Below are 21405 nucleotides of genomic sequence, written 5' to 3' on the forward strand. Positions count from 1 at the left end.
CCTCAAGATTTCCTTTTTCCTGATTTTTTCCGGCATTGCCCTGGGGAAGTGAATGATCCGATCCGCGCTTGTGTCTTTGATGTGCCTGTTACCGCTGCTGCCCCTGCAGGTTTCTGCTCGTCAGACCGGTCCCGAGGTGGTGCAGCACACTGTGCAGGTGCGCGATTTGCCAGCGATTCGCAGCAGCAAGGTGCTGCGCGTGCTGGTCAATCAGAGCCGTAACAGCTCCGGTGACGTCAAGGGCCAGGAAATCGGCATCGAATACCATCGCCTGCAAGCCTTTGAGCAGTACCTCAACAGCCATGCCCGAGCGGGGCAGAGGGTCACGATCAAGGTCATCCCCAAGGCCAAGAACCAGTTGCTCACAGCCTTGCAGCGCGGAGAAGGCGACATGATCGCACCGGGGGAACTGCTCGATGTCAGCGACGCCAAGGGTATTCAGGCCAGCGCACCGATCGTGCATGACGTGCCTCTGGTGCTGGTCGGCGTTAGTGGTCAGCGCAGTGTGCGCCGTGTGGAGCAATTGTCCGGAAAGACCCTGAGCCTGCCCACCGGCAGTGCGGCCGACGAAGCCCTGCATCAGGTCAATCGACAACTGGAGCTGCGCAAGCTGCCCCTGGCAAAAATCGAATGGGTCGACCCCAGTCTGGCCGTCGAGGATGTGCTGGAAATGGTCCAGGCCGGGATTTACCCGATGACGCTGGTCGAGCAGCCGATTGCCGAGCGCTGGGCGAAGATCATGCCCAAACTGCGCATCGACCGCGGCCTTACGTTGCAGACCCACGGGGATATCAGCTGGTTCGTGCGTGACAATGCCACCCAGCTGCGGGCCAGTGTCGATGATTTCCTCAAAGGCTATAAGCCCTCGGCCCAGCAGGATCAGGTGTTGGCCAAGGCGTACAAGAACACCTACAAGGTCAACAACCCGCTGGTGCGCAACAACCTGCAGCGCCTGGAACAACTGCGTCCGATGCTGCAGCGCCATGCCGATGCGCAGGGCATGGACTGGCTGGACCTGGCTGCCCTCGCGTTCAAGGAATCCCGACTCGACCCGACTGCCAAGGGCAGCGGCGGCGCGACAGGTCTGTTGCAGATCACTCCGTCGGCGGCAAAAAGCGTTGGCGTACCGAGTATCCAGAGCGCTGACGACAATATCCGTGCCGGCTCGCGCTATATGGCGCTGATCCAGCGCAAGTATTTCTCCAGTAACCGGGTCAACGAACGCGAGCGCATGGCATTCGTGATGGCCGCCTATAACCTGGGGCCCGAGCGCGTGCAGGGCATGCGCGAGGAAGCGCGGCGTCGCGGGCTGAACCCGAATCAGTGGTTCTTCCAGACCGAACGTGTGGCAATGGAGCAGGGCGGTGCCAATGTCGTTGCGTTCGTGAACAGCGTGAACAAGTACTACCTGGCTTTCGACCGCGAGCGTGACTCGCTGGAAAAGAGCGGCACGAAACCTGCGGTAAAACGCTAAAGATCGATTTATTCGATTTGTATGCGCCGTTATTTGCGGTTTTTACATGAGTGAATTTGATTATCATGGCGCCACTCGTTGTTAATCACTCACCACTCACGGAACGTCGCCCATGAACACATTGATCAAGTCGGTCCTCACCACTCGCGCCGGTTACGGCCTGACTGTCCTGCGCGTCATCGTCGGTATCGCGTTCATCGCGCACGGCAGTCAGAAATTGTTCGGCGCCTTCGGCGGTTATGGCCTGGAAGGCACTGCGCAGTACATGGAAAGCCTGGGCTTGACGCCGGGTTACCTGATGGCGCTGATGTCAGGCAGCGCCGAATTCTTTGGCGGTCTGGGTCTGTTGTTGGGGCTGCTGGCTCGTCCGGCTGCGGTCGTGGTGATCCTGCTGTTGCTGGTGGCGATCTTCACCGTTCACATCCACAACGGTTTCTTCATGGCCAAAAACGGCTACGAGTACGCGCTGGCACTGCTCGGCGGTGCCGTGGCGGTACTCATCGAAGGTGCAGGCAAGTTGTCGCTGGACCGTATCATCGCCCGATAACCGGCTACGCTTGCTCTGCAAGGCCCGCTCTTGTGGCGGGCCTTGCGCGTTTGCAGGCACCCGCCATGAATGGCAATTGACAATGAATGGGACGTTTCTCTAGGATGCGTGCTCAAGCGCCGATTTAACAACTACTTGCGGGGCGCCTGGCAAGGCTGAGGCCTTGTCGAAATACCGCTAAAACGTTGGTTCGGTGTTGCCTCTCACCGCTGCCCAGCGGATCTTGCGAGGCAGAGAAACAACCATGAACAACCTGCGCCCCCTCATTCGTCTTTCCCCGATCAGCACGGTCTTGTCACGCAAGAACCCGAAAATCCTTCTCAGCGGCTCCCATCAGCCCACGCTGTTGCGCTATCTCGACGGCTGGCCCCGTCGGCGTGGCGGTTCCTGTGCGTTTCTGATTCAGTTCGTCGAGACCCACCAGTCTCTGAGCCATTTTGCCGACGATCAATTCGACCTCGCCGTGGTGCAATCGCCGCAGGCAGATGATGTCGGGCAGGTGATTAGTGACCTGACCCGCATTGCCCGGCAGGGCTTGATTACGCTGGGTTGAATGGCCTGAGTCAGCCAATTGGCATAGAAGGCATATTGCTGGCCCCCGACGTGTGAACGGACAGGCAAAATCGCCGCCTTATCAAAGGATTAGGTGGTTTTCGCATGCGTTTGGTCTATTGTGCTCTGGCGTGCCTGACGCTTTCCGGGCTGGCTTTCTCCGTACAGGCCAGAAACGCGACGGAAAACGAGCGTTATCTGTGTCGTTGGGGCTCGGCCATTGCGGGCGGTGCGCAGGCCTCCAAGTTGTCAGGCGTTACCCGCTATGGGGCGCGGCAGAAGCTGCAGGCGCGCAAGTTTGCCAAACAATGGATGCGGCCCATGGCATTGCGTATCACGGAACAGACCTACGACAGCGAGTCGCGGCTCAAGCCTGATGCGGTGACCAAGGTCTATTACGACGGCTGCATCCAGCACGAGGTGGCGCGACGTTGAGTCTTTGTCGCCTGTCGAACTGATTTTCGCAGGGCCGGAGAAACCGCTTGAGTACAAAGATCATCACCCGTGACGGGCATGAAGCCCTGAAGAAAGAGCTCGACTACCTGTGGCGAGAGCACCGGCCTGACATTACGCAAAAGGTCGCCTGGGCGGCATCGCTCGGGGATCGCAGCGAAAACGCCGATTACCAGTACAACAAGAAGCTGCTGCGCGAGATCGACCGACGCGTGCGCTACCTGCGCAAGCGCCTCGAAGACATGCGTGTCGTGCAGTATTCGCCGGAGCAGGAAGGGCGGGTGTTCTTCGGTGCCTGGGTCGAGATCGAAAACGAAGCGGGCGATCTCAAGAAATTCCGCATTGTCGGCTATGACGAAATCTATGGGCGCAACGACTACATCTCCATCGACTCGCCCATGGCGCGCGCCTTGCTGAAGAAGGAAGTCGGCGACGAGGTGCTGGTCAATACGCCCGAAGGCGAGAAGCTGTGGTTCGTGAACTCGATTGATTACGAGAAGTGAGGCCGGACGCAGAGCGCCCGGACCTCCATTCTCATGCGCTCATCGCTATACACAACTCCTGATGAGCCCGGAGAGTGGTGCTAAAACCGTAGCGTCAGGCAGGGTGCAGATCTCTGTGCGAGTGACCGGGGCGGCGATCCGCATTGCTCACGAAGACGTTGGTCCAAACGCCCTATTTCCGAAGGCTGTACCGGCCTCTTCGCGAGCAAGCTCGCTCCCACTGGATTGGTGAGTAGCCTCAACCCTCGCGTAGCACGGTCAGCGGACTGACGTTCAATGCGCGGCGGGTGCCGAATACACCGGCACCGCCGACCAGCAGGGCACCGATCACCGGGAGCAGCAATAGCCACGGATGCGGTTGCCATTCCAGCGAAAAGGCGTAGCGGTACAGTACAAAGCTCACCAGCTCACAACCGAGTGCCGCCAATACACCGCTCGCGGCGCCCAGCAAACCGAATTCGATGCGTCGCGACTTGATCAGCAGTGCTCGCTCTGCGCCCAGTGCCCGCAGCAGTGCGCCTTGCCGAATGCGTTCATCCAGCGTGGCCTGCAATCCGGAAAACAGCACGGCGATACCCGCGGCCAGCACGAACAGCAGGACGAACTGCACGGCCAGGGTGACCTGATCGAGGATGCTGCGTACCTGTGCCAGCAAAGCCTCTACACCCAGAATGCTGATGGACGGGTAGGCGCGCGACAGCTCGACGATCTGCTTGTCCTGGCCGGGTGGCAGGTAGAAACTGGTCAGGTAGGTGGTCGGCAGGTCGGCGAGGGTGCCGGGCTGGAAAATCATGAAGAAGTTGGGCTGGAAGGTATCCCAGTTCACATTCCTGAGGCTGGTCACCACGGCTTCGCGGGTCAGTCCGCCGACAATGAAGCTCAGGCGGTCGCCCAGCTTGATTTTCAGGCTGTCGGCCAGTTTGGCCTCGATCGAGACACCGGGCGTTGCATCACGTTGCCCGGAGTCAGGCAACGCCTTCCACCAGCTGCCGGCAGTCAGGGTATTGCCCTCGGGAAGCTCGGCGGCCCAGGTCAGGCTCAGGTCGCGACGCGTGGCATTTTCACCGCGCGAATCCTTGGTCACGAAGTTACTGACCGGTTCACCATTGATGCTGGTCAGGCGTCCTGGCACCACCGGGTAAAGGGGCGCAGCGTGAGTGGACAGCTTGCTCAGGGTCTGGGCGAAGTTTTCTTTATCGGCTGGCAGTACGTTGAGCACGAAATAGTTCGGTGCATCCTTGGGCAGCTGATTTTGCCAGGTGTCGAGCAGCTCACCGCGCAGCAGGGCGATCAAGCCCATCGACAACAGGATCAGGCCGAAAGCCAGTGATTGTCCGGCAGCGGCCAGCGGGTAACGCAGCAGTTGCCCCAAGCCCAGTCGCCAGGGCAGCGAGGCGCCGGACAGCAGACGGCGCAGGCTGTTGAGCGCCAGTAACAGCAGACTGCCGAGCAGCAGCGCGGCGACGATACCGCCACCCAGCAGGGCGAAGGTCAGCACCAGATCCAGGCTCAGACGCCACATGATCAGGCCCAGCGCAAGCAGCGCCGCGCCATACACGAGCCAGGAGCTGGCGGGGATCGGCAGCATGTCGCGGCGCAGAACACGCAGCGGCGGCACGCGACCCAGTGCAGCCAGCGGCGGCAGGGCGAAACCGGCCAGTGCTACCAGCCCGGTGCCCATGCCGGCCAGCGCAGGCAGCACGCCGCCTGGCGGAACGGTTGCCGGAAGCAGATTTTGCAGCAGCGCGAACAGCCCGAGTTGTGCAAGCCAACCCAGCAAGGCACCACTCAGGCTGGCCAGCAAGCCGATGATCGCCAGTTGCAGGCTGAACAGGGTCATCGCCTCACCGCGCGACAGCCCCAGGCAGCGTAGCAGGGCGCTGGCATCAAAGCGTCGTGCAGCGAATCGGGATGCCGACAGCGCCACGGCAACGCCCGCCAGTAAGACGGCAACCAGACTGGCCATATTCAAATAACGTTCGGCCTTGCCCAGTGCGCCGCCAATCTGCTGGCTGCCATCGCGGGCGTCCTTGATTTCCTGATGCGGCTCAAGACCCGGCTCGATGGCTTTGCGATAGGCCGCCAGTGCTTCCGGCGGGCCGCTCCACATCTCCCGATAGGTGACCCGGCTGCCCGGTTGCACCACGCCAGTGGCGGCAAGGTCCTGCAGGTTGATCATCACGCGCGGGGTCAGGCTGTAGAAGTTGCCTGCCCGGTCTGGCTCATAAGTCAGTATGCGGGTCAGTTTCAAGGTTTTGGAGCCGACGTCGAGGTCGTCTCCCACCTTCAGGTCGACCGCAGGAAGCAGGCGTGCCTCGACCCAGGCTTCACCCGGTTGCGGGCCGCTGCCAGCCTGTTCCGGCTGGTACAGGTCTGCGGCGCTTTTCAGTTCGCCGCGCAATGGGTAAGCGTCGTCCACCGCCTTGATGCTCGACAGCTGGATGCCCGCGTCGGTCGCGATCACGCTGGAAAAGACCATGATCTGCGCATGCTTGAGTTGCAGGCGTTTGCCTTCTTCGACCTGCTCGGCACGCGCCGGGCTCGAGCCTTCAAGGATCAGATCTGCGCCCAGGAACTCGGTCGCCCGCAGCAACATCGCGCCGTTCAGACGGGCGCCGAAATAACCGATGGCGGTGCTCGCCGCCACAGCGACCAGAAGGGCAAAGAACAATACCCGCAACTCTCCGGCGCGGGCATCGCGCATCAGTTGGCGGACAGCGAGGCTCAGCAGGCGGGCAAAAGGCAAACGTGCCATCAAGGCTCCAGCGGGGCGACCAGTCGGCCCCCTTCAAGACGGATCAGGCGACGGCAGCGATGCGCCAGACGCTCATCGTGAGTGACCAGCACCAGCGTGGTGTTGCGCTCCTTGTTCAGTTCGAAGAGCAGGTCGCTGATACGTTCGCCGGTGTGGCTGTCGAGGTTGCCGGTGGGTTCGTCGGCGAACAGCACGTCGGGGTCGGCAGCGAAGGCGCGGGCAATGGCGACCCGTTGCTGTTCACCACCGGACAACTGACGCGGGGTATGGGTCAGGCGCTGGCCAAGGCCCACCCGTTGCAGCAGATCGCGGGCTTTTTCGCGGGCGTCTTTGCGGCCTTCGAGCTCCATCGGCAGCATGACGTTTTCCAGCGCGTTCAGGCTGTCGAGCAACTGGAACGACTGAAACACGAACCCGACGTGCTCGGCCCGCACTCTGGCGCGCTGGTCTTCATCCAGCTCGCTGAGATTGCGGCCTGAAAGGATGACCGAACCGGCGCTCGGCAGGTCCAGTCCGGCGAGCAAACCGAGCAGGGTGGATTTGCCCGAACCGGAGGCTCCGACGATGGCCAGCGTGTCGCCCTTGTTTAGTTCCAGGGAGAGTTCGTGCAGGATGGTCAGGTCACCTTCGGTGCTGGGGACTACTTTGCTGAGGCTTTGGGCACTGAGAATACTTTCACTCATGGAGAATCCGATGCGTGCGTTGTTTTTAAGTGCTGGCCTGGGGTTACTGCTGCTGTCACAGGGCGCGTTGGCGGGCACGGTATTGATCGTTGGGGATAGTATCAGTGCGGCTTTCGGGCTGGATACCCGCGTGGGGTGGGTCAGCCTGCTGGAACAGCGTCTGGGCAAGGAGGGATTCGACGACAAGGTGGTCAATGCCTCGATCAGTGGCGACACCAGTGCAGGCGGCCAGGCGCGTTTGCCTGCGCTGCTTGCAGAGCATAAGCCGGAGCTGGTTATTCTGGAGTTGGGGGGCAACGATGGCCTGCGCGGTCAGCAGCCTGCTCAATTGCAACAAAACCTTTCATCGATGATCGACCGCTCGAAGGCGGCGGGTGCCAAAGTGCTGTTGTTGGGCATGCGTATCCCGCCCAACTACGGGCCACGCTACACCAAGGCCTTTGAAGAGGTTTACAGCAACCTGGCCAAGGAGAAAAAGGTCCCCTTCGTGCCATTCTTTCTCGAAGGTGTAGGCGGGGTGCCTGAACTGATGCAAGCCGATGGTCTGCATCCGGCCGCCGCTGCTCAGGGCAAGTTGCTGGAAAATGTCTGGCCGAGCCTGAAACCGCTGCTTTGAGGCTTTCCCGGGCGGGGGCTTTCGGCTAATGTGGCGCCCCCGATCTGGAGCCCCCCATGCCGCGTCCCGCCTGGTCCCTGTATGCCTATCAAATGCTTGAACCCGATGAGCAGCTGGATCTGTTCGCCTGTCAGGAAGTGCGCGTCCATTTGATCGCTCGCCAATTGGAGCTGGGCGGCTCGATCGACCGTACATTATGTGGCACGTTGTTGCCGGCCCAGCCGCAAATGCGCGCCGTCGAACTGCAGGCCATGCGCGATGAGCGTCTGTGTCCCCTGTGCAAGGCCATCATGGATGCGCAGCGCAGAGGGATGAATCCGATCTGGCCTGAACTCTAGCTGTCATGACTGCCCGAAGGGCAACCGCAGATATCCCCGATCCGGCAAGGGCCGGTGTACACTTCAGTTCTTGTTTCCATCCCTTTAGTCGTTACCCGAAGGATCTTCCCGGATGTTGTCGCGCATTCCAGCCGTTACCCGCTGTCTGTCGCTTGCTGCTCTGTGCGCGGCGAGCTCTGTCCATGCACTGGAGTTTCCGTTGCCGCCGCCCGGCGAAGACATCGTGGGGCAGGTGCAGGTCATCAAGGCCAAATACGAAGACACCTTCGCCGACCTTGGCACCCAATATGATCTGGGCTACCTGGAAATGATCGCCGCCAACCCTGGTGTCGATCCCTGGCTGCCGGGTGCAGGCAAGGACATCGTGCTGCCGACCCGTTTCATTCTGCCGCCGGGGCCGCGCGAAGGGATTGTCATCAACCTTGCCGAATACCGCATGTATTACTACCCCAAGGGTCAGAATGTCGTGCACACCTATCCGCTGGGTGTCGGTCGTGAAGGCTGGGGGTCGCCGATCGGCGTGACCAAGGTGACGGCCAAGACGCCGAACCCGACCTGGACGCCGCCAGCCTCGATCAAGGCCGAGCATGCGGCCGATGGTGATCCGCTGCCAGACGTGGTGCCGGCCGGTCCGGACAACCCGCTGGGGCCGTTCAAATTCGGCCTCGGGCTTTCCGGCTACCTGATCCACGGCTCGAACAAGAAGTTCGGCATCGGCATGCGCACCAGTCATGGTTGTTTCCGCATGTATAACAATAACGTGCTGGAACTGGCCGACATGGCCCCGGTCGGTACGACGGTGCGCATCATCAGCGAGCCTTACAAGTTCGGGATCAGCGGCGGCAAGGTTTACCTGGAAGCGCACACGCCGGTTGATGACCTGGGCAACCCGTCGGTGGTCGACAAGCACACTGCGGTGATCAATGCGCTGCTCAAGCGTGACGACCTGGCCAATAACCTGCGCATGAACTGGGACGTGGTGCGTGATGTAGTCGCGGCCGAAGACGGCATACCGGTGGAGATCGCAGAGCCGGGCAAAGCGCCTGCGAGTGCTGAAGAACCGGTGATTTTTCAGTAAATCGTCGCCGGCAGTTGCTCTCGTGCCAATGCCCAGCGTTGGCATGATAGTCAAAAGAAAAGTCATCGGGTCTTAGCCCTCTCCCTGGAGTCATTCAGGCTTCTGCAGGCAATCACTCAGCCAGACAACAGGCAAAAAAAAGCCGACCCGTTGCCGGGTCGGCTTTCAATAACCCCGGGGGATTATTACTTGCGGCTGGCTTTGTCCAACATGCGCAGAGCGCGCTCGTTGGCTTCGTCAGCAGTTTGCTGAGCTTTTTGAGCAGCAGCCAGAGCTTCGTCAGCCTTGCGGTAGGCTTCGTCGGCACGTGCTTGCGAACGAGCTGCTGCGTCTTCGGTAGCTGTCAGACGAGCTTCGGTTTCTTTGGATACGCTGCTGCAACCGGTAGCCAGAACTGCGGCCAGAGCCAGAGCAGAGAATTTCAGAACGTTGTTCATCGTGTTCACCTTCAAGGAATTTTTTTTCAAATTAGTCATCTCTCGAAAATGAGAAAACGACCGGCGTACATAGTACCCATTGTTTGTAGTAAGTAAACGGACCCGGCGCAAGAAGCTGCTAAAATTCCTCGCTTTGAAAGCGTTCCGCGTTACTTCTCAAGCGTTCTGTACAAAAACTATCCACTTTAACGGGACCCATGCCGTGCTGAAGCGTTCCCGACAGTTCTCATCAGCCCTGGCCTGATCGACTGTCGGTCGGCACGCGAACATTTAAAGGTGTTTTTACATCGACCGCGCTTGAGCATAGTCGCTAATGGCGCCTACTATCTCAATGTGATGTCCGTCGAGATCGGCAGTGCTCTACCGGTGTCGAAAACAGGCACTGGGTGGCGTAGATGTTCCTTCGCCTGAAAAAGACCGGTAAGGTAGGGGTCAAATTCCAAGACCCGCGAGGAGTAGCGATGAGCGAGGCGTTGTCCATCCACCATGACGAAGTCGGCCACCATTTCGAAATCATTATCGACGGCCACCGTGCTTATCTGACCTACATGGATCTCGGCAAGCAGACCCTGGATTTCTATCGGACCTTTGTGCCGGACGCCTTGCGAGGTCGCGGAATTGCCGCGGCGCTGACCAAGGAGGCGCTCGATTATGCCGACAGCATGGGCTATTCCGTCATACCGTCCTGCTCTTATGTAGAGCGTTATATGGAGTTGCATGATCTGCAGTCGCAGGCGGCCAAGCTCTGACGACCTATAGCTACCGACAGCAAGCATAAAAAAACGCCGAGCATTTGCTCGGCGTTTTCGTTATAGCGGTGCAGTCGGCCAGGCAATCACTTGCGCTTGCGAGCTGGCAGCACATCCCTGAGTTTCGCATGCATGCTGCGCAGGGTCTTTTCGGTGCTTTCCCAATCGATGCAGGCATCGGTAATGGACACGCCGTACTGCAATTCCGACAGGTCCTTGGGAATCGCCTGGCATCCCCAGTTCAAATGGCTCTCGACCATCAGGCCAATGATCGATTCGTTGCCTTCCAGGATCTGGTTGGCGACGTTTTCCATCACCAGCGGTTGCAGGGCCGGGTCCTTGTTGGAGTTGGCATGGCTGCAGTCGACCATGATGTTCGGACGAATGCCGGACTTGTTCAGGGCCTGTTCGCAGAGCGCGACGCTGACCGAGTCATAGTTGGGCTTGCCGTTGCCGCCGCGCAGCACCACATGACCGTAGGCATTGCCTTTGGTGGTCACGATCGACACGCCGCCTTCCTGGTTGATACCCAGGAAACGATGCGGGCTCGACACCGATTGCAAGGCGTTGATGGCAACCGTCAGGCCGCCGTCGGTGCCGTTCTTGAAGCCGACTGCCGAGGACAGGCCCGAAGCCATCTCACGGTGAGTCTGGGATTCTGTGGTGCGCGCGCCGATGGCCGACCAACTGATCAGGTCCTGCAGATACTGCGGAGAGATCGGGTCCAGGGCTTCGGTGGCGGTGGGCAGCCCCATTTCGGCCAGATCCAGCAGTAGCTGGCGACCGATGTGCAGGCCGTCCTGGATCTTGAACGAGTCATCCAGGTACGGGTCGTTGATCAGACCTTTCCAGCCTACCGTGGTGCGTGGCTTCTCGAAGTAGACGCGCATCACCAGATACAGCGTGTCGGATACTTCCGCCGCCAGTGCCTTGAGACGCTCGGCGTACTCCTTGGCTGCCTTCAGGTCGTGGATCGAGCACGGGCCGATCACAATGAACAGGCGGTGATCATGGCCATCGAGAATGTTGCGAATCACTTCGCGACCCTGGCTGACGGTCTGCAGGGCAGCATCGGTCAGGGGGATGTCGCGCTTGAGCTGATCCGGAGTGATCAGAGTCTCGTTGGAGGCAACGTTGAGGTCGTCAATCGGTAAATCAGCCATCGTGTTACTCATCAGGTCGCGGGTACTGGCCGCCAACGGTCCCCCGTGCGGCGGTGCCCAGCAGGTTTGAGCGCAGCGGGGAGCCGAACCTTAGCGCGTTATCGCGTTGTTCGACAATAAGTAAACGAGGTATCGGCCAGGTCTTTGGCCAAGATGCGCTGCCTTATTGCAAGACAATCCGCTGCGACGGATAGTGTACGGCCGCAAATAGCGAGACAGTCAAGGGAGAGGTCATGAGTGTTGATTCCGGTCGTCCGCGCGTCGGCATCATAGGTACGGGTGCCATCGGTGGCTTTTACGGACTGATGCTGGCGCGTGCCGGATACGATGTGCATTTTCTGCTGCGCAGCGAGTTTGACACGGTGGCGCGCGAAGGTTTGCAGGTCAAAAGCGCCGTGCATGGCGAATTGTCCCTCAAGCCCGTTCAGGCGTATCGCTCGGCGGCTGAAATGCCGCCTTGTGACTGGCTGCTGGTTGGCACCAAGAGCACCGGCAATGCCGCGCTCGGTCCGATCATTCGCCAGGCGGCTGCGCCGAACGCCAGCGTGCTGCTGTTGCAGAACGGTCTGGCTGTCGAAGACCAACTGCGTAATGTCCTGCCCGACAGCCTGCATATACTCGGCGGGCTGTGTTTCGTCTGCGTCAACCGGGTTGCGCCCGGCGTCGTTGCCCATGAAGCTTTCGGCGCGGTCAGCATCGGCTATCACAGCGGCCCGGCAGCCGATGAGGCGAGCCGCATGGCGGTCGTCGAAGCCTGTGCGGCTCTGTTCAACACGGCCGGCATCGACGCCCCGGTCATGGCCAATCTGCAGCAGGCCCGCTGGCAGAAGCTGGTCTGGAATGTGCCCTACAACGGGCTGTCGGCCTTGTTGCAGACCAGTACCGGGCGATTGATGGCCGATCCGGACAGCCAGGCCTTGATCCGGGCGCTGATGGACGAGGTCGTGCAGGGCGCCGAGGCCTGTGGGCAGACTTTGCCGCCGGGTTTCGCGCAGCATCTGTTTACAGTGACCGAAAGCATGCCGGATTACAGGCCCAGCATGTACCACGACCTGGCCGAAAGACGCCCGCTGGAGCTGGACGCCATTTATGCCCGGCCCCTTGCAGCGGCGCTTGCCGCCGGGTTTGACATGCCTCGCGTGCGGGCGCTTTATCAGGCACTGGCGTTCATCGATCGGAGCAACCACCCGGCAAGCAAGGAGTGATTCATGACAGAAGCTGAAGACCACAAGCTGGTACTGGCGATTTCATCGCGCGCGCTGTTCGATCTGCGCGACAGTCATGAGGTGTACATGGCCGATGGGGTCGAGGCCTACCGCAAGTATCAGATCGAGCATGAGGATGAAATTCTCGCGCAGGGCGATGCGTTCCCGCTGGTCGAAAAACTCCTGAGCCTCAATGCCAGTCTGCAAAAGGCGCGCGTCGAAGTGGTGCTGGTGTCACGCAACAGTGCCGATACCGGCCTGCGGGTCTTCAACTCGATTCAGCATTATGGCCTCGACATCAGCCGCGCCGCCTTTGCCGGCGGACGCAGTCCTTACCCGTATCTCGCAGCGTTTGGCTGCCACCTGTTTCTCTCCACGCATGCCGAGGATGTGCGCAGCGCCCTGGATGCGGGGTTTGCGGCCGCGACCATCCTTTCGGGTGGCGCACGGCGTGCAGCCAGCGCTGAGCTGCGGATTGCCTTCGATGGCGACGCCGTGTTGTTTTCCGACGAATCAGAGCGGGTGTACCAGAGCGGCGGGCTGGCGGCCTTTCAGGCCAGCGAGCGTGAGTGGGCTCGCGAGCCGTTGCGCGGCGGTCCCTTCAAGCCGTTTCTCGCCGCACTCAATCAACTGCAGCGCGAGTTTCCCGACGCGAGCTGCCCGATTCGCACCGCGCTGGTCACGGCTCGCTCGGCACCTGCCCATGAGCGCGTGATCCGCACCTTGCGCGAATGGGACATTCGTCTGGACGAGTCGCTGTTTCTCGGTGGCTTGCAAAAGTCGGCCTTTCTTGAAGCGTTCGCCGCCGATGTGTTTTTCGACGATCAGCCCGGCCATTGCGAGAAGGCGCGTGATGTGGTGGCGACGGGGCACGTTCCGCACGGCATCAGCAACGAAATAGTGCCACTTGCCGACGGGGGCTGAGAAGTCCGCCGTCGCAGCCGAGGATGCGCTGCTACGCTGAGTCAATCTCCGCCATTCCGGTTGTATGGGAGGTTGTATGGTCCGTTCGATGCTGTATGCCGCAGACCTCGGTCTGTACGCGCCTTATGTAACGCAGCACGCGCTGGCGCTGGCTCGAACGTTCAACGCCGAGCTGTACGTTATCCATGTCGTCGAGCCTTTGGGCCTGTTCGCCGAGTCGGTGCTGCAGAGTTACCTGGGCGAGGAAGCGTTGAAAGAGCTTCGCGGCAAGGGTGTGAATGCGTTTCTGAGTGGAATAGAGCAACGAATGCTCGACGGGTTTCGTGAAGAACTGGGCGAAGGGCACTCGGACCTTTCCCTGATTCGTACGGTGCGTGTCGTTCAGGGCGAGCCTGCCAGCGTGATTCTCGAACAGGCGCACAGGCTGAATGTGGATTTGCTGGTGGTCGGCAGTCACAGCCGCAGGATGGAAGAGGGCACCTCTATAGGCCGCACGGCTGCCAGGGTCCTGCAGTTTTCCGACGTGCCGGTCTACATGGTTCCGATGATGTTGAAAAAGGGGCGGGGGTAGAGGGAAGGTCCAATTGGTGGTTTTAATGAAATCGAGCGTGCGATCACCTTACAAAGGTGATAAAAAGTTCTAGAATTATTCGTCTCACCATTAATCCAGTTATATACCGTCGCCGATACCCATAGGGTTTATCTGCTTTGAGGGATACATATGAAGCTCCAACAACTGCGCTACATTTGGGAAGTGGCGCACCACGACCTCAACGTTTCCGCGACGGCCCAGAGCCTTTACACCTCCCAGCCCGGTATCAGCAAGCAGATCCGCCTGCTTGAAGACGAGCTGGGCGTCGAGGTTTTCGCCCGCAGTGGCAAGCACCTGACGCGTGTGACACCGGCAGGCGAGCGCATCATCACCACAGCGGGCGAGATCCTGCGCAAGGTCGAGAGCATCAAGCAGATTGCCCAGGAGTTCTCCAACGAGAAGAAGGGCACGCTGTCGATCGCCACCACTCACACCCAGGCGCGTTATGCCTTGCCGCCGGTAATCAGCAACTTCATCAAGCAATACCCAGATGTCGCGCTGCACATGCATCAGGGCTCACCGATGCAGATCGCTGAAATGGCGGCTGACGGGACGGTTGATTTTGCCATCGCCACCGAGGCCCTCGAGCAGTTCAGCGATCTGGTGATGATGCCGTGCTATCGCTGGAACCGTTGCATTGTCGTGCCGCAGGGGCACCCGTTGACCAAGGCACCGAAGCTGACGCTGGAATTGCTCGCCGAATACCCGATCGTGACTTACGTCTTCGGCTTTACCGGCCGTTCCAAGCTGGATGAGGCGTTCAGCCATCGCGGGCTGGTGCCCAAGGTCGTGTTTACGGCGGCGGATGCCGACGTGATCAAGACCTACGTCAGGCTGAATCTGGGCGTGGGCATCGTGGCAAGAATGGCGATAGACGAGGCAGTGGACAGCGACCTGGTGGTGCTCGATGCCAGTGACCTGTTCGAGTCTAGCGTGACAAAAATCGCTTTCCGTCGCGGCACCTTCCTGCGTGGTTTCATGTGCGATTTCATCGAGAAATTCGCACCGCACCTGACCCGCGAAGTCATGGCCAAGGCGATTCAGTGCCATAACAAGCAGGAAATGGAAGAGCTGTTTGCCAACGTCGAGTTGCCGGTGCACTAGGAGCAGCGGCAAGCTGCAAGTCAGCGCCGGACGCGCGTTGACTTGTAGCTTGCAGGTCGAGGCGTGCCTCTGGCTGCGTCAGTTGCGCGCTATCAGGTTGCCCGCATGCAGCCCGCATTCCTTCTGCGTGGCTTCCTCCCACCACCAGCGACCTTCGCGCTCGTGCTGGTTCGGCAGTACCGGGCGGGTGCAGGGTTCGCAGCCGATGCTGATGAAGCCGCGCTCGTGCAGGCTGTTATAGGGCAGCTCCAGCATGCGGATGTAGCCCCAGATTTCCTCGCTGCTCATCTGTGCCAACGGGTTGAATTTGTACAGCGTGCGCTCGGGCGTCGAAAATGCGCTGTCGACTTCCACTGCAGCAACGGCACTGCGGGTGCCGGGGCTCTGATCACGGCGCTGGCCGGTTGCCCAGGCGCTGACGCCAGACAGTTTGCGACGCAGCGGCTCGATCTTGCGGATGCCGCAGCATTCGCCGTGACCATCCCGGTAAAAGCTGAACAGGCCCTTTTCCTTGACGAAAGGTTCAAGTTTGCTGTGGTCGGGCGAAACGATCTCGATCTCGATCTTGTAGTGCTCGCGGACCTGTTCGATGAAACGATAGGTTTCCGCGTGCAGGCGCCCGGTGTCCAGGCTGAAGACCTTGACGTTCTTGTTCAGCTTCCAGGCCATGTCGACCAGAACCACGTCCTCGGCACCGCTGAACGAGATCCACAGGTCGTCGCCAAAGTGTTCGAAGGCCAGCTTCAGAATGTCTTGTGCAGACTTGTTCGCATAGGTCGTCGCCAGTTCAGCGACGTCGAAAGGTTGGCTCATCAGGCGGCTTCCTAAAATGCAAGAGTGGCGCTTAAGCGCTCGTGATGGCGGCAATGGTAACAAAATCCGCTGTTCAGTGGCCGTTGCCAGCGGCTAGAGTGCTGCTTGCGTCGAGCGTGAATGGTCTGAGGAGTGTGTTGTGGAAATTGCCTGTCTGGACCTCGAAGGGGTACTGGTCCCGGAAATCTGGATCGCCTTTGCCGAAAAAACCGGTATCGAATCGCTGCGTGCCACCACGCGGGACATTCCCGATTACGACGTGCTGATGACGCAGCGCCTGCGCATTCTTGATGAGCAAGGTCTGAAACTGGCGGACATTCAGGCAGTGATCGGCACCCTCAAGCCGCTGGAGGGCGCCGTGGAGTTTGTCGACTGGCTGCGTGAGCGGTTTCAGGTGGTGATTCTCTCGGACACTTTCTATGAGTTCTCTCAGCCACTGATGCGTCAACTGGGTTTTCCGACCCTGCTGTGTCATCGTCTGATCACTGACGAGACCGATCGGGTGGTCAGTTACCAGTTACGCCAGAAAGACCCCAAGCGTCAGTCGGTGCTGGCCTTCAAGAGCCTGTATTACCGGGTCATTGCTGCCGGTGATTCGTACAACGACACGACCATGCTGGGCGAGGCCGACGCCGGTATCCTGTTCCACGCTCCCAATAACGTGATCCGCGAATTCCCGCAGTTTCCGGCGGTGCACACGTTCGATGACCTGAAAAAAGAATTCATCAAGGCCTCGAATCGGGATCTGATGCTTTAGGCGGGGCGAACTCCCGGCGCTTCGTTCCCACAGAAGCCGGATCTCAGAGCGCCTCAAGCGTCTCCAGTAGCACACGAACCTTGGTGAAAGTTTCCTGATACTCGGCGTCGCAGTCGGAATCGGCGACGATGCCGCCACCACCCCAGCAGGAAATCTGTCCGTCCTTGACCAGCAGGCTGCGGATAGCGATCGAACTGTCCATCTCGCCGCGCACGTCCAGGTACATCAGCGAGCCGCAATACAGGCTGCGACGGGTCGGCTCCAGCTCGTCGATGATCTGCATGGCGCGGATTTTCGGCGCACCCGTGATCGAGCCGCCGGGGAAGCTGCCGCCGATCAGGTCCAGTGCATCGTTGCCAGCGGCCAGCTCGCCGGTCACGCTGCTCACCAGATGGTGCACATTGGGGTAGCTTTCGAGGCTGAACAGCTCGGGGACTTTCACCGAGCCGATGCGGCAACTGCGGCCCAGGTCGTTACGCAGTAAATCGACGATCATCAGGTTTTCTGCGCGATCCTTCTTGCTGGCCAGCAGTTCGGCGGCGAAGGCGGCATCCTGCGAGGGGTCCGCGCTACGGGGGCGAGTGCCTTTGATCGGGCGGGTTTCGACCTGCCGGGCGCTGACCCGCACGAAGCGCTCCGGCGAAAGACTCAGAATCGCATCGGCTCCCGGCAGGCTCAGGTAGCCGGCGAACGGCGTCGGGCAAGCCGCTCGCAGTGCACAATAAGCGGCCCACGGGTCACCAGCGCACTGCGCCTGAAAGCGTTGTGCGAAGTTCACCTGATAGCAGTCACCAGCCTGAATGTAGGCCTGAATTCGTTGGAAAGCCTGGCGATAGTGATCCGCGCTGATGCTGGCTTGAAACGGCTGGCTGAGGCGGAACTCCGCGTGCGGCTCAGGGACATCGACAGAGAACAGCTCAATCAGCCGTTTGCGCTCGCGTGTGGCCAGGGACGGGTGAAAAATCAGCTGGCTGGTCTGCTCCTGATGATCACTGATCAGCGCCCAGGCGTAGAGCCCCAGACGGGCCTCGGGCAGTTGCAGGTCGTCAATGGCCTGATCCGGCAAAGGCTCCAGGCGTCGACCGAATTCATAGCTCAGATAACCGATCAGGCCGCCAGCGAAGGGCAGTTCGCATCCGTCAGGCAGCTGTGCTGTGCCGAGCGCCTCGAGACTGTCGCGCAAGCGCTGGAGATAGGCAGCCCCGTCCTCGTCATCGGTTACGCTCAGTTCCTGCAGCGGCCATGCGCTGAGCAGGTCATGTCGGCCCCGAACGGCTGCTGGCCTGCCGCTGTCGAGCAGCACCGCACCCGGCGCTTCGCGGATTCGCGCAAAGAACGCGATCGGGTCGGCGCTGTAGGGCAGGGGGTGTATCGAGCAGATCGGCATCGTCGAATATCGGTCTTGGAAACGCGGCTGGCGATTGTAGCCTTGCCGGTGCGGCAGTCCTAGCGGTATGTCGGTTCAGGCCCCGGGCACGTGGCCGAACAGGTCCTGGACAAAGCTGACCCGCTCCTGCGCCGATTCGTGGCGTCCTTCAAGAGCCAGTTGCTCCAGACGCGCCTCGACGGCCTGAGTACGATGGGTCAGGCCACTGTCGTTGGCGATCTGAATATTCAGACCGGGACGGGCGTTGAGCTCCAGAATCAACGGGCCTTTGTCCTGGTCCAGCACCATGTCGACGCCGATATAGCCCAGACCGCATAACTCGTAGCACTCGGCGGCAAGCTTCATGAAGCCATCCCAGTTGGGCAGTTGAACGCCATCCACCGAGTGGGTGGTGTCCGGGTGCTTGCTGATGATGTTGTTCAGCCACGTGCCTTGCAGGGTGACACCGGTGGCCAGGTCCACACCTACGCCAATGGCGCCTTGGTGGAGGTTAGCCTTGCCGCCTGATTGACGGGTAGGCAAGCGCAGCATGGCCATCACCGGATAACCCATCAGCACGATGATGCGGATGTCCGGTACGCCTTCGTAACTGATGCTTTTGAAGATCGGGTCCGGTACGACCCGGTACTCGATCAGCGCCCGGTCGCGGTGACCGCCCAGGGAATACAGGCCAGTGAGAATGCTGGACACCTGATGCTCGATTTCCGAGTGGCTGATGATGCGTCCCGAGACGGTGCGAAAGCGTTCCTCGAAACGGTCGGCGATCACCAGAATGCCATCACCGCCTGCGCCCTGTGCAGGTTTGATCACGAAGTCGCGGTGCGCGCCGATGATCTCGTCGAGCCTGTCGATTTCCTTTTCCGTGGAAATCACGCCGTACATCTCCGGCACATGAATGCCTGCGGCGATGGCCCGCTCCTTGGTGATGATCTTGTCATCGACGATCGGATAGAGGCTGCGCTTGTTGTACTTGAGCACATAGTCGGCGTTACGTCGATTGATGCCCATGATGCCGCGCGCTTCGAGCGCCTTCCAGGTCTTCCACCAGCCGATCACTTGGCCTTTTCCTCTTTCAGGAATGCCTTGAAGCGCATCAGTTCTGTCAGCCGGTAGCCACGGTATCTGCCCATTGCCAGCATGAAGCCGACCAGTATCAGCAGCACTGCGGGGAAGGTGAAGACGAAATAGGTCAGTTCCGGCACGCTCATGATCAGGTGCGCCAGCGACGCGGCGAACAGCGTACCGATGGCGACCTTCATGGCATGGCTGCCACCACGCTCTTCCCAGGTGATCGACAGGCGCTCGATGGTCATGGTCAGAATCACCATCGGGAACAGCGCAACCGACAGGCCGCGCTCCAGCCCGAGCTTGTGGCTGAACAGGCTGATGGCCGCGATCAGCACCACGACGAAGGTCAGTACCACCGACAGGCGCGGCAGCATTTGCAGTTTCAGGTGCTCCAGATACGAGCGCAGGGACAGGCCCAGCGCCGTGATCACGGTAAACAGTGCAATGCCGAAGCCCAGTTGCGTTTCACGGAATGCCAGCGCAATCAGCACGGGGGTGAAGGTGCCCAGTGTCTGCAGGCCAATCAGGTTGCGCAGGATCAGGATGACCAGCACGCCAATCGGGATCATGACCATGATCATGAAGGTCTGCTGGGTTTGCAGCGGCAAGCCGTACAGCGAATAGGCCAGGAAGTCCGAATCGGTGCTGGCGTCGGTCAGTTTGGCGAGCCGCATCGCGTTCATTTCACTGTTGTTGAGGCTGAACGTGACTTGCACCTTCTTGCCGCCTTCGACGCTGACCAGGCCTTCCTCGCCGGTCCACCAGAGCAGGCGGTCATCCGGCAGGCCGGCTTCACCGGTGTCGGGATTGAAGTACAGCCATTCCTTGCCGTTGAAGCTGCGCAGCCAGAGTTCCGGCGTCTGCTGCTCGGCATCCAGGCGAATGGTGTGGGCTTTTTCCAGCGGTACGTGGGCGATCGACAGCAGCAGTTCGGTGACCCGAGCCTTGTTGGACGCCGAGTTATCACCGGCCAGCAGCAGTTTGACGTTATCGTCATTCAGGTTGTTGACGCGCTTGATGGCCTCGGTGATGAAGGTCTCCACGTCCGCCGAATGCTGACGAATGGGCGCCAGCAGTGCTTCGGCGGCGATCTTTTCCGGGCCTTCGACGGTCATGCTGTCGCGAAAGATAGGCCCTTTGACCTTGGGTTTTTCACCGCTGTAACGCTTGGTCAGCACCAGTCGGTAGTAGAGGGTCTGGTTGCCGGTGGCGCGACGGGCCGACCAGGTGACCTTGCGGTTGCCGTCGGCGCGGTTGACGCTGACGCCGTAATTGTTCGAGATGAAGCTTTCATTGAGGCTGATGTAGTCGTGGGCCAGCGGCGGCACGAACATCTGTACCTTCACCGAATCCTTGGGATTGGCGACGAATTCGACTTTGGCGTCGATATTCCACAGGTCATCGGTTTCGTCTTCGCTGACGGGTATGCCCAGCGCCAGAATCTGATAGGCCGTGATCGCGATGCCGAGGGTCACCAGGGCAGTGATCAGGATCTTCAGATGGAGTGTAAGAGAGCGCATGGATTTACTCTGCGTTTTGAGCGACGGAAGCGCAGCCGGGCTTCCCTGCCGCATATTTAAGACTTGGATCGACCAGCGCATCAAAGCGTTTCAAGGCTTCGGAGCCGATCAAAAGCGGGTATTGGAAAGCACTTCGGTCAGTCAAGTTCACTTCTATGGTGCGTAAAGATTCACCCATGCAGATATCGAGGCTGATCACCGGGCGTGACGAATAGCGATTGTCGTCATCCGGGTCGAGATCGTCGGCACGCCGCTTGATCTTGCTGACCCGCGCCAGGGGGCGTTCGATGGGGTGTACATGCTTGCTGTCGCTGGCCAGATAGAAACGCACCCAGCTTTCGCCATCGCGCTTGAAATGTTTGATGTCGCGGGCGCTCAGCGAGGCGGTCTTGGCACCGGTGTCGAGCTTGGCGGCGATCTCGATATCGATTTCGATCAGCCGGGCGTATTCGTTGAGGCCATAGACTGTCTTGTTGGCGGCCAGGGTCAGGCCGGGCAAAAACAGAAGGCTGAGCAGTGTGGGGAGGGTAGTCAGTCTCATAAATCCTGGCGCGATGAGCGAACAACTTCAGGGTCAGGGCGCAAATGGAATTGACCTGATGATGGTAGGGCAGGCGGTTCGCAGTCGCTGGCTCCGCTGCGGAGCGCGCTGTACGGACGCGACGCATTCTAGCATGAAGCCCTGCG

At 60.1% G+C, this 21405-nt stretch carries 23 protein-coding genes; 14 read left to right on the top strand and 9 right to left on the bottom strand.

What is annotated here, in order from left to right:
- Positions 1 to 52 precede the first annotated feature (52 nt).
- The 5 genes from LCH65_RS11695 to greB all read left to right on the top strand — a co-directional run bounded on the left by LCH65_RS11695 (position 53) and on the right by greB (position 3529).
- Positions 53 to 1474, top strand: a complete 1422-nt coding sequence (locus tag LCH65_RS11695; protein WP_058396451.1) for a transglycosylase SLT domain-containing protein — start codon at positions 53 to 55, stop codon at positions 1472 to 1474.
- 112 nt (positions 1475 to 1586) lie between these two features.
- Positions 1587 to 2021, top strand: coding sequence for a DoxX family protein (locus tag LCH65_RS11700; RefSeq protein WP_003366798.1), 435 nt, complete (start codon positions 1587 to 1589; stop codon positions 2019 to 2021).
- A gap of 244 nt (positions 2022 to 2265) precedes the next feature.
- Entirely contained in the window at positions 2266 to 2574 is a 309-nt protein-coding gene (locus LCH65_RS11705) for a hypothetical protein (RefSeq protein ID WP_003366800.1), read from the top strand.
- 104 nt (positions 2575 to 2678) lie between these two features.
- The gene (locus LCH65_RS11710) at positions 2679 to 3008 is read left to right on the top strand and encodes a hypothetical protein (protein ID WP_003316621.1); all 330 of its coding nucleotides are present in this window, start codon (positions 2679 to 2681) and stop codon (positions 3006 to 3008) included.
- A gap of 47 nt (positions 3009 to 3055) precedes the next feature.
- A complete protein-coding gene (gene greB / locus LCH65_RS11715; protein ID WP_003316622.1) occupies positions 3056 to 3529 on the top strand; it encodes a transcription elongation factor GreB in 474 nt (157 codons plus the stop codon).
- Positions 3530 to 3767: 238 nt separating this feature from the next.
- Here the strand turns inward: greB and LCH65_RS11720 are convergent, their stop codons facing one another.
- Positions 3768 to 6284 carry an ABC transporter permease gene (locus tag LCH65_RS11720; RefSeq protein ID WP_226439489.1) on the bottom strand — a complete coding sequence of 839 codons (2517 nt, stop codon included), beginning with the start codon at positions 6282 to 6284 and terminating at the stop codon, positions 3768 to 3770.
- On the bottom strand, positions 6284 to 6967 hold the full coding sequence (locus LCH65_RS11725; RefSeq protein ID WP_003366807.1) for an ABC transporter ATP-binding protein: 684 nt from the start codon (positions 6965 to 6967) through the stop codon (positions 6284 to 6286). Before LCH65_RS11725 ends, LCH65_RS11720 begins: the two co-directional genes overlap by 1 nt.
- A 10-nt stretch (positions 6968 to 6977) precedes the next feature.
- Between LCH65_RS11725 and LCH65_RS11730 the strand changes: the two genes are divergently transcribed.
- The 3 genes from LCH65_RS11730 (at position 6978) to LCH65_RS11740 (ending at position 8999) form a co-directional block, all read left to right on the top strand.
- Positions 6978 to 7583 (top strand): arylesterase, encoded by a 606-nt coding sequence (locus LCH65_RS11730; RefSeq protein ID WP_054081879.1) that lies wholly within the window; start codon positions 6978 to 6980, stop codon positions 7581 to 7583.
- Positions 7584 to 7639: 56 nt separating this feature from the next.
- A complete protein-coding gene (locus LCH65_RS11735; RefSeq protein ID WP_003315714.1) occupies positions 7640 to 7921 on the top strand; it encodes a hypothetical protein in 282 nt (93 codons plus the stop codon).
- Positions 7922 to 8033: 112 nt separating this feature from the next.
- On the top strand, positions 8034 to 8999 hold the full coding sequence (locus LCH65_RS11740) for a L,D-transpeptidase family protein (protein WP_003433060.1): 966 nt from the start codon (positions 8034 to 8036) through the stop codon (positions 8997 to 8999).
- A gap of 185 nt (positions 9000 to 9184) precedes the next feature.
- On the opposite strand, the gene oprI is transcribed toward LCH65_RS11740, so the two are convergent.
- A complete protein-coding gene (gene oprI, locus LCH65_RS11745) occupies positions 9185 to 9436 on the bottom strand; it encodes an outer membrane lipoprotei OprI (protein ID WP_002553018.1) in 252 nt (83 codons plus the stop codon).
- A 461-nt stretch (positions 9437 to 9897) separates the two neighbouring features.
- Here oprI and LCH65_RS11750 point away from each other — a divergent pair, with 461 nt between their 5' ends.
- Positions 9898 to 10185, top strand: coding sequence for a GNAT family N-acetyltransferase (locus LCH65_RS11750; protein WP_003315710.1), 288 nt, complete (start codon positions 9898 to 9900; stop codon positions 10183 to 10185).
- A gap of 86 nt (positions 10186 to 10271) precedes the next feature.
- Here the strand turns inward: LCH65_RS11750 and LCH65_RS11755 are convergent, their stop codons facing one another.
- Positions 10272 to 11348, bottom strand: a complete 1077-nt coding sequence (locus LCH65_RS11755) for a 3-deoxy-7-phosphoheptulonate synthase (RefSeq protein ID WP_003366814.1) — start codon at positions 11346 to 11348, stop codon at positions 10272 to 10274.
- 233 nt (positions 11349 to 11581) lie between these two features.
- Here LCH65_RS11755 and LCH65_RS11760 point away from each other — a divergent pair, with 233 nt between their 5' ends.
- The 4 genes from LCH65_RS11760 (at position 11582) to cysB (ending at position 15173) form a co-directional block, all read left to right on the top strand.
- Complete coding sequence (locus LCH65_RS11760) at positions 11582 to 12553, top strand: putative 2-dehydropantoate 2-reductase (RefSeq protein ID WP_226439490.1); 972 nt, start codon at positions 11582 to 11584, stop codon at positions 12551 to 12553.
- Positions 12554 to 12556: 3 nt separating this feature from the next.
- The gene (locus tag LCH65_RS11765; protein ID WP_003347087.1) at positions 12557 to 13477 is read left to right on the top strand and encodes a 5'-nucleotidase; all 921 of its coding nucleotides are present in this window, start codon (positions 12557 to 12559) and stop codon (positions 13475 to 13477) included.
- A 76-nt stretch (positions 13478 to 13553) separates the two neighbouring features.
- Positions 13554 to 14048 carry a universal stress protein gene (locus LCH65_RS11770; protein ID WP_003433056.1) on the top strand — a complete coding sequence of 165 codons (495 nt, stop codon included), beginning with the start codon at positions 13554 to 13556 and terminating at the stop codon, positions 14046 to 14048.
- Positions 14049 to 14198: 150 nt separating this feature from the next.
- Positions 14199 to 15173 carry an HTH-type transcriptional regulator CysB gene (gene cysB / locus LCH65_RS11775; protein ID WP_003315705.1) on the top strand — a complete coding sequence of 325 codons (975 nt, stop codon included), beginning with the start codon at positions 14199 to 14201 and terminating at the stop codon, positions 15171 to 15173.
- Positions 15174 to 15251: 78 nt separating this feature from the next.
- Here the strand turns inward: cysB and LCH65_RS11780 are convergent, their stop codons facing one another.
- The gene (locus LCH65_RS11780) at positions 15252 to 15986 is read right to left on the bottom strand and encodes a phosphoadenylyl-sulfate reductase (RefSeq protein ID WP_003366821.1); all 735 of its coding nucleotides are present in this window, start codon (positions 15984 to 15986) and stop codon (positions 15252 to 15254) included.
- Between the two features lie 139 nt (positions 15987 to 16125).
- Here LCH65_RS11780 and thrH point away from each other — a divergent pair, with 139 nt between their 5' ends.
- Complete coding sequence (gene thrH / locus LCH65_RS11785; protein WP_054081877.1) at positions 16126 to 16743, top strand: bifunctional phosphoserine phosphatase/homoserine phosphotransferase ThrH; 618 nt, start codon at positions 16126 to 16128, stop codon at positions 16741 to 16743.
- 43 nt (positions 16744 to 16786) lie between these two features.
- On the opposite strand, the gene pabB is transcribed toward thrH, so the two are convergent.
- The 4 genes from pabB to LCH65_RS11805 all read right to left on the bottom strand — a co-directional run bounded on the left by pabB (position 16787) and on the right by LCH65_RS11805 (position 21259).
- Entirely contained in the window at positions 16787 to 18130 is a 1344-nt protein-coding gene (pabB, locus tag LCH65_RS11790; RefSeq protein WP_103735568.1) for an aminodeoxychorismate synthase component I, read from the bottom strand.
- Positions 18131 to 18205: 75 nt separating this feature from the next.
- A complete protein-coding gene (locus LCH65_RS11795) occupies positions 18206 to 19183 on the bottom strand; it encodes an alpha-L-glutamate ligase-like protein (protein WP_161428781.1) in 978 nt (325 codons plus the stop codon).
- Positions 19183 to 20718, bottom strand: a complete 1536-nt coding sequence (locus tag LCH65_RS11800; RefSeq protein WP_003433053.1) for an inactive transglutaminase family protein — start codon at positions 20716 to 20718, stop codon at positions 19183 to 19185. The genes LCH65_RS11795 and LCH65_RS11800 overlap by 1 nt, the downstream gene beginning before the upstream one ends.
- A gap of 4 nt (positions 20719 to 20722) precedes the next feature.
- On the bottom strand, positions 20723 to 21259 hold the full coding sequence (locus LCH65_RS11805) for an ATP-dependent zinc protease (RefSeq protein ID WP_003366834.1): 537 nt from the start codon (positions 21257 to 21259) through the stop codon (positions 20723 to 20725).
- Positions 21260 to 21405 lie beyond the last annotated feature (146 nt).

The organism is Pseudomonas sp. MWU16-30316, assembly GCF_020515645.1.
GTDB lineage: Bacteria > Pseudomonadota > Gammaproteobacteria > Pseudomonadales > Pseudomonadaceae > Aquipseudomonas > Aquipseudomonas cerasi.